The organism is Glaesserella australis (assembly GCF_003260095.1).
Lineage (GTDB): Bacteria > Pseudomonadota > Gammaproteobacteria > Enterobacterales > Pasteurellaceae > Glaesserella > Glaesserella australis.
Window position 1 is genome coordinate 37,644 of record NZ_PTPX01000019.1, and the last position, 16,246, is coordinate 53,889.

Annotated in this window: 19 protein-coding genes; 12 read left to right on the forward strand and 7 right to left on the reverse strand. The window is 35.5% G+C overall.

The genetic code is table 11. The annotated features are described in order from the left end of the window. Positions 1-19 precede the first annotated feature (19 nt). Genes C5N92_RS10190 through C5N92_RS10200 form a run of 3 tightly spaced genes read right to left on the reverse strand, consistent with a single transcriptional unit; the run spans position 20 to position 3,399 of the window. Positions 20-1,987: an integrating conjugative element protein gene (locus tag C5N92_RS10190; RefSeq protein WP_111750741.1), complete on the reverse strand. Its 1,968-nt coding sequence runs from the start codon at positions 1,985-1,987 to the stop codon at positions 20-22. Positions 1,988-1,995: 8 nt separating this feature from the next. Beyond that, positions 1,996-2,967, reverse strand: a complete 972-nt coding sequence (locus tag C5N92_RS10195) for a TIGR03756 family integrating conjugative element protein (protein ID WP_111750742.1) — start codon at positions 2,965-2,967, stop codon at positions 1,996-1,998. 9 nt (positions 2,968-2,976) lie between these two features. Next, positions 2,977-3,399 carry a TIGR03757 family integrating conjugative element protein gene (locus C5N92_RS10200; protein WP_111750743.1) on the reverse strand — a complete coding sequence of 141 codons (423 nt, stop codon included), beginning with the start codon at positions 3,397-3,399 and terminating at the stop codon, positions 2,977-2,979. A 394-nt stretch (positions 3,400-3,793) separates the two neighbouring features. Here C5N92_RS10200 and C5N92_RS10205 point away from each other — a divergent pair, with 394 nt between their 5' ends. The 7 genes from C5N92_RS10205 to C5N92_RS10235 all read left to right on the forward strand — a co-directional run bounded on the left by C5N92_RS10205 (position 3,794) and on the right by C5N92_RS10235 (position 8,435). Next, positions 3,794-4,132: a hypothetical protein gene (locus tag C5N92_RS10205; protein ID WP_111750744.1), complete on the forward strand. Its 339-nt coding sequence runs from the start codon at positions 3,794-3,796 to the stop codon at positions 4,130-4,132. Between the two features lie 71 nt (positions 4,133-4,203). Then, the gene (locus C5N92_RS10210) at positions 4,204-4,455 is read left to right on the forward strand and encodes a hypothetical protein (RefSeq protein ID WP_111750745.1); all 252 of its coding nucleotides are present in this window, start codon (positions 4,204-4,206) and stop codon (positions 4,453-4,455) included. Positions 4,456-4,570: 115 nt separating this feature from the next. Continuing rightward, positions 4,571-5,416: a hypothetical protein gene (locus C5N92_RS10215; protein WP_111750746.1), complete on the forward strand. Its 846-nt coding sequence runs from the start codon at positions 4,571-4,573 to the stop codon at positions 5,414-5,416. A gap of 73 nt (positions 5,417-5,489) precedes the next feature. Next, positions 5,490-6,461 carry an ArdC family protein gene (locus C5N92_RS10220; RefSeq protein ID WP_111750747.1) on the forward strand — a complete coding sequence of 324 codons (972 nt, stop codon included), beginning with the start codon at positions 5,490-5,492 and terminating at the stop codon, positions 6,459-6,461. Between the two features lie 10 nt (positions 6,462-6,471). Beyond that, positions 6,472-6,702 carry a hypothetical protein gene (locus C5N92_RS10225; protein ID WP_111750748.1) on the forward strand — a complete coding sequence of 77 codons (231 nt, stop codon included), beginning with the start codon at positions 6,472-6,474 and terminating at the stop codon, positions 6,700-6,702. 121 nt (positions 6,703-6,823) lie between these two features. Then, entirely contained in the window at positions 6,824-7,555 is a 732-nt protein-coding gene (locus C5N92_RS10230; RefSeq protein WP_111750749.1) for a DUF1281 family ferredoxin-like fold protein, read from the forward strand. Between the two features lie 79 nt (positions 7,556-7,634). Further along, entirely contained in the window at positions 7,635-8,435 is an 801-nt protein-coding gene (locus C5N92_RS10235; RefSeq protein WP_111750750.1) for an N-6 DNA methylase, read from the forward strand. Between the two features lie 39 nt (positions 8,436-8,474). Here the strand turns inward: C5N92_RS10235 and C5N92_RS10240 are convergent, their stop codons facing one another. From C5N92_RS10240 to C5N92_RS10250, 3 genes are read right to left on the reverse strand one after another with little or no spacing between them, the layout of a single operon-like run. After that, positions 8,475-8,669 carry a hypothetical protein gene (locus tag C5N92_RS10240; protein WP_111750751.1) on the reverse strand — a complete coding sequence of 65 codons (195 nt, stop codon included), beginning with the start codon at positions 8,667-8,669 and terminating at the stop codon, positions 8,475-8,477. A 12-nt stretch (positions 8,670-8,681) separates the two neighbouring features. Continuing rightward, positions 8,682-9,035: a hypothetical protein gene (locus C5N92_RS10245; protein WP_111750752.1), complete on the reverse strand. Its 354-nt coding sequence runs from the start codon at positions 9,033-9,035 to the stop codon at positions 8,682-8,684. Positions 9,036-9,056: 21 nt separating this feature from the next. After that, the gene (locus C5N92_RS10250) at positions 9,057-9,692 is read right to left on the reverse strand and encodes a recombinase family protein (RefSeq protein ID WP_238138448.1); all 636 of its coding nucleotides are present in this window, start codon (positions 9,690-9,692) and stop codon (positions 9,057-9,059) included. A gap of 306 nt (positions 9,693-9,998) precedes the next feature. On the opposite strand from C5N92_RS10250, the gene C5N92_RS10255 reads away from it, so the two are divergent. The 3 genes from C5N92_RS10255 to C5N92_RS10265 all read left to right on the forward strand — a co-directional run bounded on the left by C5N92_RS10255 (position 9,999) and on the right by C5N92_RS10265 (position 12,114). Then, positions 9,999-10,310 (forward strand): hypothetical protein, encoded by a 312-nt coding sequence (locus tag C5N92_RS10255; protein WP_111750754.1) that lies wholly within the window; start codon positions 9,999-10,001, stop codon positions 10,308-10,310. A gap of 199 nt (positions 10,311-10,509) precedes the next feature. Further along, on the forward strand, positions 10,510-11,106 hold the full coding sequence (locus C5N92_RS10260; RefSeq protein ID WP_111750755.1) for a DUF6088 family protein: 597 nt from the start codon (positions 10,510-10,512) through the stop codon (positions 11,104-11,106). A 3-nt stretch (positions 11,107-11,109) separates the two neighbouring features. Next, a complete protein-coding gene (locus C5N92_RS10265) occupies positions 11,110-12,114 on the forward strand; it encodes a nucleotidyl transferase AbiEii/AbiGii toxin family protein (RefSeq protein WP_111750756.1) in 1,005 nt (334 codons plus the stop codon). Positions 12,115-12,167: 53 nt separating this feature from the next. On the opposite strand, the gene C5N92_RS10270 is transcribed toward C5N92_RS10265, so the two are convergent. After that, on the reverse strand, positions 12,168-13,097 hold the full coding sequence (locus C5N92_RS10270; protein ID WP_111750757.1) for a DUF6685 family protein: 930 nt from the start codon (positions 13,095-13,097) through the stop codon (positions 12,168-12,170). Between the two features lie 126 nt (positions 13,098-13,223). Here C5N92_RS10270 and mobH point away from each other — a divergent pair, with 126 nt between their 5' ends. Further along, a complete protein-coding gene (mobH, locus tag C5N92_RS10275) occupies positions 13,224-15,149 on the forward strand; it encodes a MobH family relaxase (RefSeq protein ID WP_111750758.1) in 1,926 nt (641 codons plus the stop codon). A gap of 27 nt (positions 15,150-15,176) precedes the next feature. Further along, the gene (locus tag C5N92_RS10280; protein ID WP_238138447.1) at positions 15,177-16,043 is read left to right on the forward strand and encodes a tyrosine-type recombinase/integrase; all 867 of its coding nucleotides are present in this window, start codon (positions 15,177-15,179) and stop codon (positions 16,041-16,043) included. Positions 16,044-16,246: the final 203 nt, after the last annotated feature.

A 16,246-nucleotide genomic window follows, 5' to 3' on the forward strand; every position in this document is an offset into this window, starting at 1 on the left:
GAATACTCCTTAGTAATCATTAATTGTTAGAAATATAATCTGCTTCTTGATTACGACGTCTTGAATTTACACCATTATTGTCTACAGATCTATTTCTAATTGCAATAGCTAGTTTTGCCATATCTCCAGACTCAGCTGCGGCCTGCGCAGCTGCTATAACACTTTTAGTTTTATTTAGAGTTCCGTAGTTATATGTGTAAGAAATTAAAGCTGCTTGAGCACTCGGAGTTAGATTATTCCATGTAGAACTTCCAATTTCTCTTTGTATTTGAGTAGAATATTCATGGGTTCTTCTAGCTAAATCTCTTTCTGCATCTTCTCTTGTTGTAGTTGTATTTGAGGTTACTTTTACAACTGTTCCATCTGCCCTAGTAATAGTATCAGAACCATATCCAACCCTAGGAGCATTAACATCATATTTAGCCGTTGAGATAAAACCTTCAAATTGTCTCAATAACCCCATTGCTTGATCTTTGGCGCTACCAGCAATAACCCCTATAGGTGAATATGGTGCATTACCATTGATACTTGAAGTATAGCTTGCATAGATGTTTCCTAGACCACTAGAATCACTACTTGGAATTGGAATATATCTATCAAGAGAAGTAAATAAATTACTATTGCTCGTATCTAGTATATTTGCTCCAGAATCTTTAGATAAATTATGTAATTTCTTATTGTCATCAGGGGTATTACTATCAAGAGCTCTCTGTTGCTCCACCATTCTATTATTTAGTATAGCAATTGCTGTATTATTACTAATTGATCTTTGCAACTCCATTTCCAGTTTAACCTGCTCGATTTCTCTATCAAGCATTTTTAATGATTTTTCTAGTTCTTCTTGAGCTCCTTCATTATTAGAAACATTAGGCTCTTTCATTCCAGTTAGAATAACTCGGCGTAGAACTAAAGCCTTTTCCAATTCCTTGGATATTGCTAATTCTTGAGCTAATCTAAAGCCAAGAATAGATGCATCAGGATCTTCTTTTAAAGATTCGATTAGTCCCCTAGTTACCGCTACAGTTGATGTGCTAAGTTGATTCAACTTTTCTGCCGAAATAGCTTCAGCATTAAGTAACTCTTCCAGTTGAGTTGCTTTTATTTTTGTCTGATTTTCTATCTCAGGAGCTAAGCCCGTACCTGCTTTTGTTTTTTTATTTCCACAATTATCACATGTGGTCATCGTTTTCTCACCTAAAATACGTTTCGCATATTCAGCCATATCCTCGGGAGATTGCCATTCCGTACATAACATACCATCACACTGAGTCTTTGGAATAGCTCCTTTAGCCGTTGGAGCTCGACCAAGAGACATATTAAACCCTGCCCCAACAACATCTTTAATAACATCTATGGCTTGTTGCCCCATACCACCTTTTTTCACACCACCAATCCAAGTTATACCTTTACTACCTTGCTCTTGTTCAGATTTTTTCTTGGCTTTTTTGGCATCTGTTTCTGTAGAGGCAATCTCTTTGTAATTTTCCAATCCTGCCATTTTAGCCCATTTACTATCCATAACGTAATCAGCCAAATGATTGGACATTTCTTCACAACTTGTTTTTAAGGAGTCAAAATCTAATTTAGCTTGATACATACCATTACTAAGTATGTCATAAAGTTGAGGATTGGCTCGTTGAATAATCATTGCGGGTAAGCTTGCAACAGCTCCTGTTGCAGATTCAATAACATTGCCATACAAATCTTTAAAGCCTTCAGTGATACCATTTAGCTGATTTTTGATTGTGGTTTTAATATCAAAGTTACCGCAAGTTAAATTGGATTTCCAACCGATTCCAATGCTTAGTTCATTTGGTCTTTTTCTTGATGGTGGTGGCATAACAGCGGAGCCGCCTCCAATTTGATAAAAAACTTTATCGGATAAAACAGTACCTTGCACATATTCTGTGTTAGCTTGGCTACTTTCCGATACAATACCAATCGAAATAGCGAGTGCTAAAACGCTAAGTTTTTGCTTTGTTTTCATATCATCACCTATTGTGTATGTGTATTTATCCAATCACTGTTACCTAAAAATTTTTGACCTCTCTTTTTGCAACAAGCATAAGGTCTCCATAACGCCCAACTGTAGTTTTCTGTATTTGATACTTTATCTCCATGTGCAGCAACAGAACTCCCATTTGGGAACACTGAGCAGCTACGCTCAGTTTTAGGGCTTAACATTTGCCAACGATGTGTTTTTTTATCACCCTCTTTGACTTCTTTTGGATACCATTTTCCCTCTCCACCACGCTTAGCCGCAGGAATGTAAACATGTAGTTGTCCAGTACGGCTAACAATATCCCCAATTCTCTGAGCAATAACTGCTGAGGCTTTATAATCATGGGTTTGTGTAATGCTTCCTCCACGTGGATAAATATTTCCCCATAAATCACCATTTTGACTAACCTCTCTCATTCCAGGAGTGATAGCTTCAGGGTAAAACATTTCTGGCATACCAAAACGCCATGCAAAAAAATCTAAACTACTTAAAAAATATGGTTGAAATGCATTTGTTTGACTTTGGCAGGAATATCCCATACTACTGATCATCTGCAATCCAATCCCACCTGGATGACCGATAGCCTCTCCATTTTTGAAAGTAAACTGAGTATACATTTTACTTGGCGTTTGATGTTGTCCACCCATCACACCCGTATTCATGAAATTAACCTCTTTCCAAGGACTTTGATTGTTATGGTTATACACAGATACAACCATTTCAGGAATAAAGTGGTGAACCTTCATTGATGTTCGAACGCTACATTTCCAGTAGGTACAATGTAGCCAGTAGCATATCCCTACTATTTTATAATCAGCACAACCCGTTGATGCTCCTGATGCCATTATTGATGCGGTATTCAGCGTGTTAGCTTCTATTGCTTGTACAGCAGGAGTATAGTAAGTCGCTATGGAACAAGATATTAAAAGCGGTTTTAAATATGTTTGTAAGATTTTAGCTTTCATATAGGTACCTTACTGATGTGACTTATAAAGACTGATTGCTTTGGCTACATCTTGCTCACCATATATAACAGACGGATTAGGTGAATCTTCATTGAAAACAATCGCAGGAACTTTCATGATCCCATTTTTCCAACCTTTTGTTACCCCATGGTATGCTTGTATCAGTTGATTTTGAAAATTCATCCATGATTTATCTTGCATCAAACGTTTGGCTTGTTTTTCTGCAATTAGTGGATCTTGCCCTAAGGATTGACTAATTTGCTCTTCAATAATCTCCACAGCATCAAGCTGATATATGTAATCGGCCAAATTAGCATTTTTTATAGGGTAGTTTTGGGTGGTATATACTGTTACCATTACACTAGAATTTTCTTTGGTGTAGCCATAATAAGATAGAAATAACAGTACTGTGCTGAGTAAAATTCTACGCATAATTATCCTCACAAAGATTTAATCAACGTAACATTAAGAAGTTAGCGATATAAATGAAATGAAAAAGTATGTTTAGATTTGTGATAGTTTTTAAACTATAAAAAAGAAAAATATAGTTTTAAATTGAAAGATGTGTAGCAGTTATCATAATAAAGCTATCTTTGTTATCGTTGATAACTAAGTTAGGTGGCTAGAACCTATAAGGCCACGTTTTACTGCGGTAAAATGGTTCATATCCCAAATGTTCTCAGCATTCTGAAAAGGACTCTAACATACTGTTCTTCGATATCTAGTGTTGTTAGGAATGCATCTTATACTTTTCATTAACCTGTCCCAGGAAAACTTTATTCCTAGGGATAAGGTTCTCCTTGGACATTACCTTGGAGAAATCTCTATGAACAATTCACACGACATCGGTGCGTTCGATTCTTTTACGCCTAAATCTACTTCGATCTTCAATAAATTTGGTAACAAATTAGGTAGTGTTTTTGTTTCTGCTAAAAAAGCAGCGACCAAAAAATACATTGAAGTGACCAAAGGTATCAATGAGCGTATTGAAGCTGAAGATGAACGAATTCAGGCTGAAATTTTTGCTCACCTTGAAGAACAAGCAGAAGAGTTTGAACAAGAAACTCGCCAACTCAAAAAGCGTTGGTTCTTTGTTTCTAGTTTACTTATTGTACTTTCATTTATTGGAGGTGCAGTAAGTACATTCTTCTATATGATTAAGTAGTTATCCACCCATAGGGGAAAATCGCTTCCCCTTTGGAAACAGTATTTTCCCCTACATTCTAGGAGATAAATATGCTGGAATCCAAACCTAAAATTCACATTCTATTATCTGCAGTAGGATATCAGCTTTCCAAAAATTGGAAAGAGCAGGCGAATTTTACAGATGACTTAAAAAAACAAGCATATGATGCTTGGATAAACCGTCAACCATCTGAAAAAACAGTAAGATTTTTATATAAATTGCCAACTAAGTATGGCGCATTATTTAGATTTTTTACGGTAAAAGAAAAGGATGATGGCTCATTGATCATTTCGAAAGAATAGACGATGAATAGGTAATTAACAAATCGGACTCCTTGGATAAAGGAGTCTATTCAATTCCTTGGGGAAATCATTTCCTTAGGGAAGTGTTTCCCCTTATATTTTGGAGAAACACACTATGAATATTTTGACATCTTATTTTAATCAGAAGCTATTTGAAGCGGGACTCCCTGACAATTTACAAATTGAATATTCGCTCAATTATTGCCAGGGTGACGGAGTCGCATTTTACGGTGAAATTTGGTCTAGAGACTGGGTTGATTTATTTAAAAAAGTCTACCCAAATCAAAAACGTAAACACCGTATGTTTGAAAGACTCGTTAAATCCATTTTAGAATGGGAAAATTATTATGATTATTTAACCATTATTAGAAATAAGTTTGGTTATCATTATTCTCATTCAAACACAATGGATTTGGAGGCTCCTTGTGCAGAAGATCTCTATTTTTTCCACAATGTAGATACATATAAAAAATGGTATTTCCCTCAAAGTAAGGTACACCAGTACAAAGCTTTATGGGATGATTTTGTGGCAGATCTCAGTGAATATATCAGAGAACTCTCTAAGCGATTAGCACGAGAAGGTTATCGTATCATTGAAGCTACACCCAGTGATAAACAGGTAGCATATCAATTTAATACATCGAATTACCGTATTGAGCTTATCGCAGAACCTGCTGATTTTGCTTTCTCACCCTATGATGATCCTGAAGATATTAAGCAGTTTTGTGAATCTTTAATCAAAGGTGACACAAAATATGCCAATGTATATGCTCAAGTTATTGATCGTAATACAGGCATTTCATTAGGAGATGATTATATCGGTGAACTTACATATTCAGAAAATGATAAAACGTTTTCTGGATATAAACGAACATTGCTTAAAGAAGCAATTCAGCAAGCTCGTCAGAAAATAGTTGAATTATCGCAACAATTTTCTCAAATCAAACCGCTTGCTATATAAACAATTTTAACCCTTTGGGGAATATATTCTCCAAAGGATATGTTCTCCATTTTATTTTATAGGAGAACATATTATGAACACAAAGACTCAACAACCTAAATTCGACATTTATCAAAATGTGACAGATCGTATTGTAAAAGCCTTAGAAGCTGGTACAGCTCCTTGGTTAAAACCTTGGTCTAGTCCTGATTGTAATCTGAGCTTACCACGTAATGCAGTATCGGATCGCTACTATAATGGAGTTAATATTCTGTTGTTATGGATGGCGAACGAAGAGAATGGCTATAAACAGTCAAAATGGATAACAGCTGAAGCAGCTAACAAATTAGGCGGACGTATCAGAAAAGGTGAAAAAGCAACTGTGATTGTCAATTATTGTCCTGTTGAGCGAGAGAAATTAGATGAAGATGGTAATCAGATCGTAGATGATGATGGAAATATTGAGATGGAGCATTTTGCTTATCTCAAAAAGCATTGTGTATTTAACATAGAACAATGTGAGTCATTACCAAAAATTCTCTATGAAGCTGTGTCAGATTCTAAGCCCGAGAGTAATTCTATGCCTTACCAAGAATTTGCAGAAATTCGTCAAATAATGGAAGGGATTGAAGTACAGGTAAATATGAAACCGAGTAATAGAGCTTTCTATAATCCTAATGAAGATATCATTGTAATGCCAGAAATGAAGCAGTTCACAAATGAACAGGGCTTTTATGAAGTGTTATTACACGAAATGATACATTCGACGGGGCATAAAACTCGATTAAATAGAGAAGGGATAGCTTCTGGTAAGTCCAAGTTTGGTAACAAAGTCTACGTATTTGAAGAGCTTGTTGCAGAAATGGGCGCCGCCTTTTTATGTAGCCATCTTGGGTTTAATACTGTTCCAAAAAATGCAAGTTATATTGCGAGCTGGATTAAACTTCTGAAGGAAGATAAGAAAGCGATTTTTAAGGCAGCAGGAAAAGCTCGCGAAGCCTGTCAATATATGTTTGAGACATTGCAAGTTGTTCAACAATATGAACGTTTTAACTATGAAGCATAGGAGAATAGCTATGGAAAATTTGGATCAAGAAATTGATACCATTTACCTAAAATATTGCATATTGTACGAGCAAGCATATGATCAAAATGGTGATTGGATACCACATATCCGAGAACAAATTATTACATGTGAGCAATCGTTACAAGCACTCTACGAGAAGAAATTCGGAGTATCATATAATGATAACCTTGCTGGCTGGCTAGCTTTCTGGGTATCATTAGGTAGAAAACACTGCAAGTGATAATCCGAACATATGAACCTCACAAGTTAGCATACTAACTGAAATTTACCCATTAGGGGATACATTATCCCCTTGGGCATGGTGTATCCCTTCATTTTTCTACAAAATTAAGGAGTACACTATGCCAAATTGGTGCCAAAATAAACTACACGTTACTTGTCATTCTGAGCAGATGGAACAAGTTAAAACCAAGCTCTTTACCCAGAACGATAATGGGCAATGGTTATTGGATTTTAATCTTATGGTTCCTATGTCAGAATCTCTTTATATAGAGAGTGGTAGTAGTGGTGATAAAGCGATGCGTTTTCTCACCCTACCGAAAACGAAGCGAATAAATCGGGCGTTACTTCAACAGTACATTAATACATCACAGGTTGATCGTATTTATGCTAAAGCCAAACATCACCGCTGGAAAGTAGGGGATTTTATTCACTGGTTGAAAGCTCGCCCTGATGAACAGAAAATGCTATGGCTAGATTTAACACTTGGTGAGCAGTATTTATCAAATCTAAACCAATATGGCTACAAAGATTGGTATGACTGGTCTATTGCAAATTGGGGCTGTAAATGGAATGTTCATCCAGATAACTGCCAAGTTGTTTTCGAAGAAGATAGCATCTACTGCCTATTTGATACACCGTGGGGGCCACCTGACCGCTGGTTTGGTGCACTTTGTGCAGCTTTTCCTGAGATTGAATTTACACTATCGTTTTTTGAGTCTGGAATGTGGTTCGCAGGGGAATTTGTCGCTGATATGGATGGTTCTTTCTATCAGGTATACAAAGATGACGATGAAATTCGACAATTTGCTGAGGATGTCTTTGATGAAGAGTTCATCTGTGACGATGATTAAGTAGGTTTTTACAATGTAATTTCCACCCTAGGGGTAATTCCCTAGGGGGATTACTCCATAAACGTTTAGGAGTAATCCAATGGAAAATTTTGAACAGCAATTTATTCAACTGTTTCAGCGTATAGCTCCACACTACCGCCGCTCTGAGGTCTTTTATGACTTCATCACGCTATCGGCGTTAGATATGTATCAGGTGACTTACCGTAGTGAAACTGCCCCCGCCTTACTGGAACGCTTTAACCACGCCAGAGCCCGTTATTCTGAAGAAGAATTTACTGCGTTGGCACAGTTATTAGCAATTACAGTGGATGCACTCACCCAGCAGCGATACGACTTTCTTGGTAGTGTATTTATGAGTCTGGATCTCGGTGACGGTTACAAAGGACAATACTTTACGCCGTCACATATTGCGGATTTTATGGCTAAAGTGACACTATCTGATTGCCAGAAAGTAATTCAGCGACGTGGATTTATCACGCTTTCTGAACCATCTTGCGGATCAGGCGTAATGGTTATTGGTTGTATTAATCACCTTATTGATGCTGGATACAATCCACAGCAATGCCTATGGGTACACTGTCAGGATATTGATTTCATCGCTGCAATGATGTGCTACATTCAGCTCTCATTACTTCATATCCCAGCTTGTATTGTAGTTGGTGACACGCTTCTGAATGAAACCAAAATTCAGATGTATACACTGGCTCATTTAATGGGAAACTGGTTTCATAAACTGGAGCAGAAAATGCCGTCGGCAGCGGATATGATTGATTCAGTTAACATTGACTCAGAGAATAGTGAGCAGCCAATTCCTCAAGGTCAGTTACCACTATTAATCGTATCTGACGATATTGGTGAAAATGAGGTTATATTTTACTGATAATATAAAGCCACTTTAGAAATAAAGTGGCTTTATTATTCAATTAATTTCTTGCATACAAAAATCCAAATCTAACTTAACTTGATTAAGCAAATTTATTTTTTGCTCTTCAGTTAAGGATCTATCATAGCCCCCAGCTTGACGTAGCATAATTTTACAAAAAGCCTTTAACTGAATTGGATTATATTTGTATTTATCAAACGCATACTGAAGGAATTCAGCCTCAATATTCATAATGCCACCACCTTAGCCATTTAATGCTGGCTTGTTACTTCGGATTTCGGATAGCTTAGTTGGTGTGAACGTCTCATCAATTATAGCTAAAGAGAAATCAACTTCACCTGAGAATGCTTCTGCATATTCAGCTACGAAATTCTGTAATGGAATTAAACCGTGATCAGGTATGCCGTGTGTATGTGGGGAATAAACTAGAGCATTTGCAAAATCACAAGGTTCGTCTATTTCATAAATATAAAACTCCCATTTTGTATTGGGAATATAGAAGCGAATATAACCAGTCACGTCTTCTTCGTAGTCGGAATAGATTAGAGGGATTTGTAATCCTCTATTTTGTATAAAGTCTAAAATGGATCGTTTCATTTTTTTTATCTCATTGAAAAGTTAAGAGTTATGATTAAGTTGAAACTTACGCCAAACACGTTGAACCGTACTTTCACTTGTATTTAATACCTTGGCAGTCTTCGTGATTGAGTTGCCATTTTGACGGCTTGTAACAATTGACTTGTGCAATTCTATGTTTGGTTGTCGCCCCCGATACCGTCTCTGCTTTTTGGCTAATTCAATACCTTGTCTTTGCCGCTCTTTCCGTTTTCGGTAGTCATCGTACGCTACACTGACAGCTAGTTTGAAAAACATATTCTGCATTGCCGTAAATAAATCAGACATCAGAAAGCTAGGATCGAAACTCTCCGTTGGAGAGCCGAGTTCCTTTGATATAGTGTCGAAGTCAAAGACTTCAGGCACTTGAATTTTCGCTCCTTTAGACCTAATCGCCTCAATAAGCTCAAGTGCTTTCTTCGGCTCCAGCCGTGTTAACCGATCAATACTTTCTGCAACTACAATATCATTTTGCTGTAAATCATTAATCAAACGAAATAATTCAGGGCGTTGCTCCCATTCTGTTACGCCAGATATCTTTTCTCTATAAACTGCGGCAACATAGAATCCTTTTTCTTGTGTATCTTTGATAAGTTTTTCTTGTCGTTGTAAATCTTGATGATCAGTGGATACTCTCATATAAATTCGTGCGGTTAACATTTATGTACCTTCATTTAGATCTATAAATTATGCCTGTACCATTTAACTCTATTTAATTGCTATATGGTGGTAGTATTTAAGTTATTTATGCTAGTAGCTTTGAACTATACTCAAATGACAGTATTAATTTTGATATTTTTAAACATGATGAACCAGCATAAACTCTTCACACAAATTTTATAGTTTTCCCCAAGAATCATTCCAAATCCATGATTACTTTTCTCTCTTAAACAGAATGACAAACTTTTAGACTGTCACAACAAAATTACAACATATCTTTCTATTATGAAATATTTACTCATATTTCCCGTACTGTGCTGTTTAGGAAATTTTTCTCATGCTCAAAATATTGAACCAAGAATTGGAAAAATATGTCATGCTGAACCAGAGTACTCTAATTATAATTATGCGGGGCTTTGGGAACTTGGAGATGACGGAAAACTACAGTGTAACTATTGGCAGTTTTTATCAGACGAGCAAAAAAAGGAGGCTCTTGAGTTACGTTTTGGATCACGGTTAGATAATAAAGATTCTTATGACAATAACATAGATGATGAAACTGACTATGAGCTTGAAATTTATATATATGAAGAATAGTGGCAAAAAGGAAAAGGCTAAGGGATAATAAGGGTAAATTTTTCAAGGGCAATCCGCTCCACTGAAGTGGAGCGGGCTTACCCCAAAAGGTACTATTTAGCTTATGAAAAGGCTAAAGGGCTAAAAGGCTTTAATTTCATTTTTTAAAATGCTAACATGTCAGAAATTATCTTAGTTTTTTTGACATTTAGGGGGGGCTATGCCTGTTGCTCAACGAATTAAGCATAAAATTCAACACATTGAGAAAGGTGTTGTGTTCTCATCTAGAGACTTTTTAGAATTAGGTAACCGAGCAACTGTAGATAAAGCCTTGTCTCGAATGGTCCAAAAAGGTGAAATTGAAAGAGCTGCTAGAGGACTTTTCTTTCGTCCTATAAAAAATAGATTTGTAGGAAATGTGCCAGTAAAAGTTGAAAGTGTGTTAGAGATAATCTCGCAACAAAATGGAGAAACGATTCAAGTACATGGGGCAGAAGCGGCGAGACAGTTTAAACTTAGCACTCAAGTACCTACAAAGGCTGTGTTTTATACGAATGGGGCAAGCCGTAAAATCAAAGTTGGTAATAAAGAAGTACACATGATTCATACATCTAACCAGAGAAAGCTCCAGTACGCAGGAACAAAGATCGGTTTGGCGATATCTGCCTTATGGTATCTTGGTCGTAAACTTGTCACACCTTCAGTAATAATTGCTTTAAAAACATCTCTTACTGATGAGGAATTTGCTACATTAAAAAATGCAAATTTAGCTGGTTGGATGTACAATGTAATCAATGAAATAGAGTTAAAGGCATAAAATATGAATAACGAATCGTATTTTGAAATAGATAATGAGACCCAAGTAGAAATACTTCAATATTATAGTAATAAATTATCAATGAGAGATACTATTCTTGAAAAGGATATTTGGCTATGTTGGGTTCTTGATGTTATTTTTAATATACCAAATAGACATCCTATGGCATTTAAAGGTGGAACTTCATTATCTAAAGTTTTTAATGCAATTAACAGATTTTCAGAGGATGTTGATATCACATTAGATTATCGATTTTTTGATATATCTCATTCATTCGATCCGAAAATGAGTAAAACTAAAGCTAAATTATTTAGTGAACAACTTAAAGAAAGTGTTAAAAAATATAGAGATGCAATTATAGTTCCAGCTTTAGAATTAGCATTAAAAGATTTGTCTCAATCTTGTAATATAACTGTTGATGATTCAGGTGAAAAAATTTGGCTGAGTTATCCTTCTGTATTATCTAACTCTGAGCAGTATATAAAGGAGTCTGTTCTAATAGAATTAGGTGGTAGAAATGTTATTGATCCAAATGAAATGCATATCGTTAGACCATATGTAGCACAAGATAATCTTGAGTTTAAATTGCCTGAGCCAAATATTACTGTGCTATCTCCACAGCGAACTTTTTGGGAAAAAGCAACACTTATTCACGTTGAGTGCCATCGAGGGTTAAGGCAAAATGCGGAGCGACTCTCAAGACATTGGTATGATTTGGTAAAATTATATGAACAAGATATTGGTCAATTGGCTATGGATAATCATCAGCTACTAGAAGATGTAGTAAACCATAAATCTATTTTCTTTAATGCTAGCTATGCTAATTATTCTGATTGCTTGAACCATAAATTTAAGCTACTTCCAGATAATAATGATCTATCTGAATTACGAAAGGATTATACAGAAATGAATAATGCAGGAATGATTTATGATAATAGCAAATTTACCTTTGAATATATTATTGAAAAAATTAGGGAAATTTCTGATAGATTAAATAAAACAAACTAATCATTTAAATATCTAATTTAGGGGAGATAACTCCCCATTATTTTTAGTGAGATTCAATATATTGGCTTTTCTATATTCAATCTTTGTTGTTTCAATAAAGTTGAAAAATATTCTGAGCAATTTAACATTTTATATCGTTTAAAGATATCAACAATATCTCTAACTCTAACATCATCTCTATAAAAAGCGATTAACTTTGATTTTCTTAATGTTTTATCAACTGAAAAATAATCAAAATTAAGTGGAATAGATATAAATGTTGCTCTTAAGTTAAATAATGTCTCATTCAATAAATTGTTTTTTTCACTATCAGATGTAGAAATGATAAAAATATCATATTTGTCGAATAATTCGTTATAAACAGCTTCATCTATGGCGTTAACTTCTAAGTTGACTGTAAGTGAAACCTGCTTTTCTAGGTGTCTAGCAATATATCGAGCTGCACAAAAATGATGACTACCACCACATTCATTATGCCAAGTAAATTCACCGGTCCATAAATCACAAGTTACTGTTTCGTTATTACGATGGAAAATTTTACTATCAAAATGAGATAAGTTTTTGTTGAGTTGCTTTTCAGTAATTTCGGGGATTAAATCCTGGCTGTCTACAATGACAAGTTTATCTAAGCTATTCATTGCTAATAAATCAGACTTTGATGACGAAATGTTGGTAATACTCTGTAAGTCTATCTTTTGGTTATGATATATGTGTGTATAGCTTAATTTACTAAATAATTGCGCAAGTTCATCCCCTTTAGACGAACTGCTCATCCCTTCACTTTTACGGAAACGCCACTCGATACAGTGCTCACTTAGATGTTTCCAAAAAAAACGTCTATATCCTAAACCTATCGTTCTTATATTCACCATGAAAGACGGAGATTGAAGCAGTTTTTCCAACTCCTTCTTCTCAGCGTATCGACACTTAAAGAATTTCAGAATACTAAGAAAATTAGACTCTAATTGTGAAGAATTAATCATAGTATTTTCCCTTATCGTTAGACATATATGTATCACAAGAAATGATAAATTAGTTTCATCAATTTATACTTTTTTCACTTCTAGAAACTTGCTCTAATAACCTAAAATCTCCAAAGAAGTTAAGATATGATAAAGATTCTAAGATCACTTATAAAAAAAACAAACTCAGTAGTAACAGAGACTTCAACAGAACAGCTATCTGTAGGATGGCATGAGCCTTTATCTGCTGATAAATTGCTCTCATCTCCTTTACGTCAACAATATCTAAAAACGATTTGGCAGAATGTATCTATGGAACCACAAATGTTCAATGTGTTGTATAAGGCTCCTATAGAAAAATTCGCCGAGATAGTTCAGCATCTTCCAGCTTCAGAGTCTCACCATCACTCCCATGTAGGTGGAATGCTTGATCACGGACTTGAAGTCATATCTATTGCAGCTAAATTAAGGCAAAGCTATGTTTTACCGCAGAATTCAGCTCCCGAAGAACAAGCGAAACAAAGAGACGTGTGGACAGCTGTTGTGATTTATGCTGCATTATTGCACGACATCGGTAAAATTGCTGTAGATATTGAGATTGTTTTGCAAAATGGCACAAGATGGTTTCCTTGGCAAGGTAAACCTGAACAACCATATAATTTCCGATACATTAAAAATAGAGATTATTCATTGCACCCTGTTTTAGGTTGCTTTTTTGCAAATAATCTTATTCCTAAAGAAGCATTTGACTGGATCGCTCCTTTTCCACAAGCTTTTTCAAGTTTAATGTATTTCATTTCGGGCCATCCTGATAAATCTGGAATTTTGTCAGAAATTATACAAAGAGCAGATCAAATCAGTGTCACCATGGCATTGGGCGGTGACCCTTCAAAATTATCTGAAAAACCAAAACTATCTTTTGCAAAACAGTTACACATTGCATTAAGAAATGTGGTGGAAAAATTCAAACTTAATGCCCCTAAAGGTGGATGTGATGGCTGGCTAACAGAGGATGCTTTATGGCTAATGAGCAAAAGTACCGCTGATAATATTCGTTCATATTTAATGCTACAAGGCGTGCCTGTTCCTGCACAAAATGGAAAAATATTTGATGAGTTACAAGCACATGGATTGATTCAAAAAACAAGTAGTGATACGGCTATTTGGAATGGAAAAGTCATATCTAATGTAGGATGGGCTCCACCGAAACCTTTTACTTTATTGAAAATATCTCCAGAAATCATTTGGGAGAACCTAGATGATAGACCCGAAATATTTGATGGGCGAATTGATATTGTTAATGATAATGGTGGAATAACAACCACTACATATCTACCACCTAAGCCAGCCGAGACGTTAGAAACGGAAACACTCAAGAGATTCGCAGAAAAGAGTGAACAAGAGCAGCTCACAACTGAAAAAAATACTATCCAAAGTGAGAGAATGTTAAAGGATGAGGGACCGCAGAAATCTAATGAGTCCATGGAAATAGATTATGTTCTCAATATGTTTTCTCCAATGACTGAAACAGTGTCTCAAGATTCTGGGATTGAGGAAATAAATTTAAATGATCCAGTAAAAACTTCACTGGGCAATGTTCTACAACCTACTGAATCAGAACAAAAACACTTAGGAAACATCTCTCAACAAGCTAAAGATAATCTCGCAGTGGATAACAGCAGTCTCATAGATGCTCGAAAATTTATAAGTTGGGTTAAAGCGGGAGTTATTTCTGGAAAGCTTGTCATCAATAGACCAAATGCTAAATTACATATTGTAGAAAAGCATCTCTTTCTTGTTACACCAAGCATATTTCAGCTATATTTAAAGGAGGTAGCTAACTCTACAGACAAAGAATCTTGGGAGTTGCTACAAAAGCAATTCCAAAATTTAGGCATACATAAACGTCAACACACAGATGACGATAGCCGAAACATTTGGACTTGCTCTATTGTCGGTCCAAATAAACAATCACTCTTAAATGGGTATCTGATTGAAGATATGAAATTGTTTATTGGGGATAAAATATTGCTAAATAACCAGTGGTTAAAGTTACAAGGAGATTTACAATGACTTTCCATCAATTGTTAGAAAAATTTTTTGTACAAAAAATTACGCCCGTATACTGAAGTAGGATATCGTAAGATATTCAGCCTACTAGAAAAAACCTACCCTGGAATGAATCCAAACGACATCACAATAGATTTCGTCATTAAATGGAGAAACAAGGTTTTACAAACAGCTAAACCAATAACTTGGAATGGGTATGCACGACATCTCAGAAGTGTTTATAACTTCGGTATCGAAAATGGATTTTTATCTATAGAAAAGAACCCGTTTTCCAAAGTGTTTATCACTGAGGACAAAGTGAAAAAGAAAACATTAACGGATGCCCAAATCGACCGTGTAGTTGATTTTTTATCCAACAACAAAGACCTTCCAGACATATTGCGACCTAACTGGTTCAGCTTGGCATTAATTCAAACTTTAAGATATACAGGTATGAGACGAAGTCAACTCATTCAGCTTACTATTGGGGACGTTGATTTAGAAAATAAGATCATAAAGATTTCATCTCACATCAATAAAAATCATAATTACCATGAGATTCCTATTTCGAAAAAGCTAATGCCATATTTACATAAGCTAATTTTCGAATTACGCCAAAGAAATGCGATACAGGCAGATCAATTATTTAACCTGAATCTCGTATCATCTCACACAAGAAGTAGGGATAAAAAAACAACAAGGGATCAAATCAGCCACTTAACCAAAGTCATTTCAAAGAATGTTGGCTTCCCTATTTCTAGCCATCGTTTCAGACATACAATAGCGACCCAGCTAATGAAAAATGTGGACAATGTATACAATGTTAAACAGTTACTAGGACACAGTGACATAAAGGTAACATTAAGCTATATAGAGTATAACTGTGAAATGATCCGAAATTGTGTAGATTCCTTATAAAAATGTGATCTACTGTAAATTTTCCACAAAAATCCATTTCTAGACTTTACAAGAAAACAGAAAGAAGTAGAATAAATCTTGCCCGTTATACTGTTGTTGAGGGCAGGATTTATTCCTTTATTCTTTGAGTTTTTTGTGTAAAGAAGATGATTACACAGCAGATTCAAAATCTGCCGCCCATAAAGCGTGTCGGTTCGAGTCCG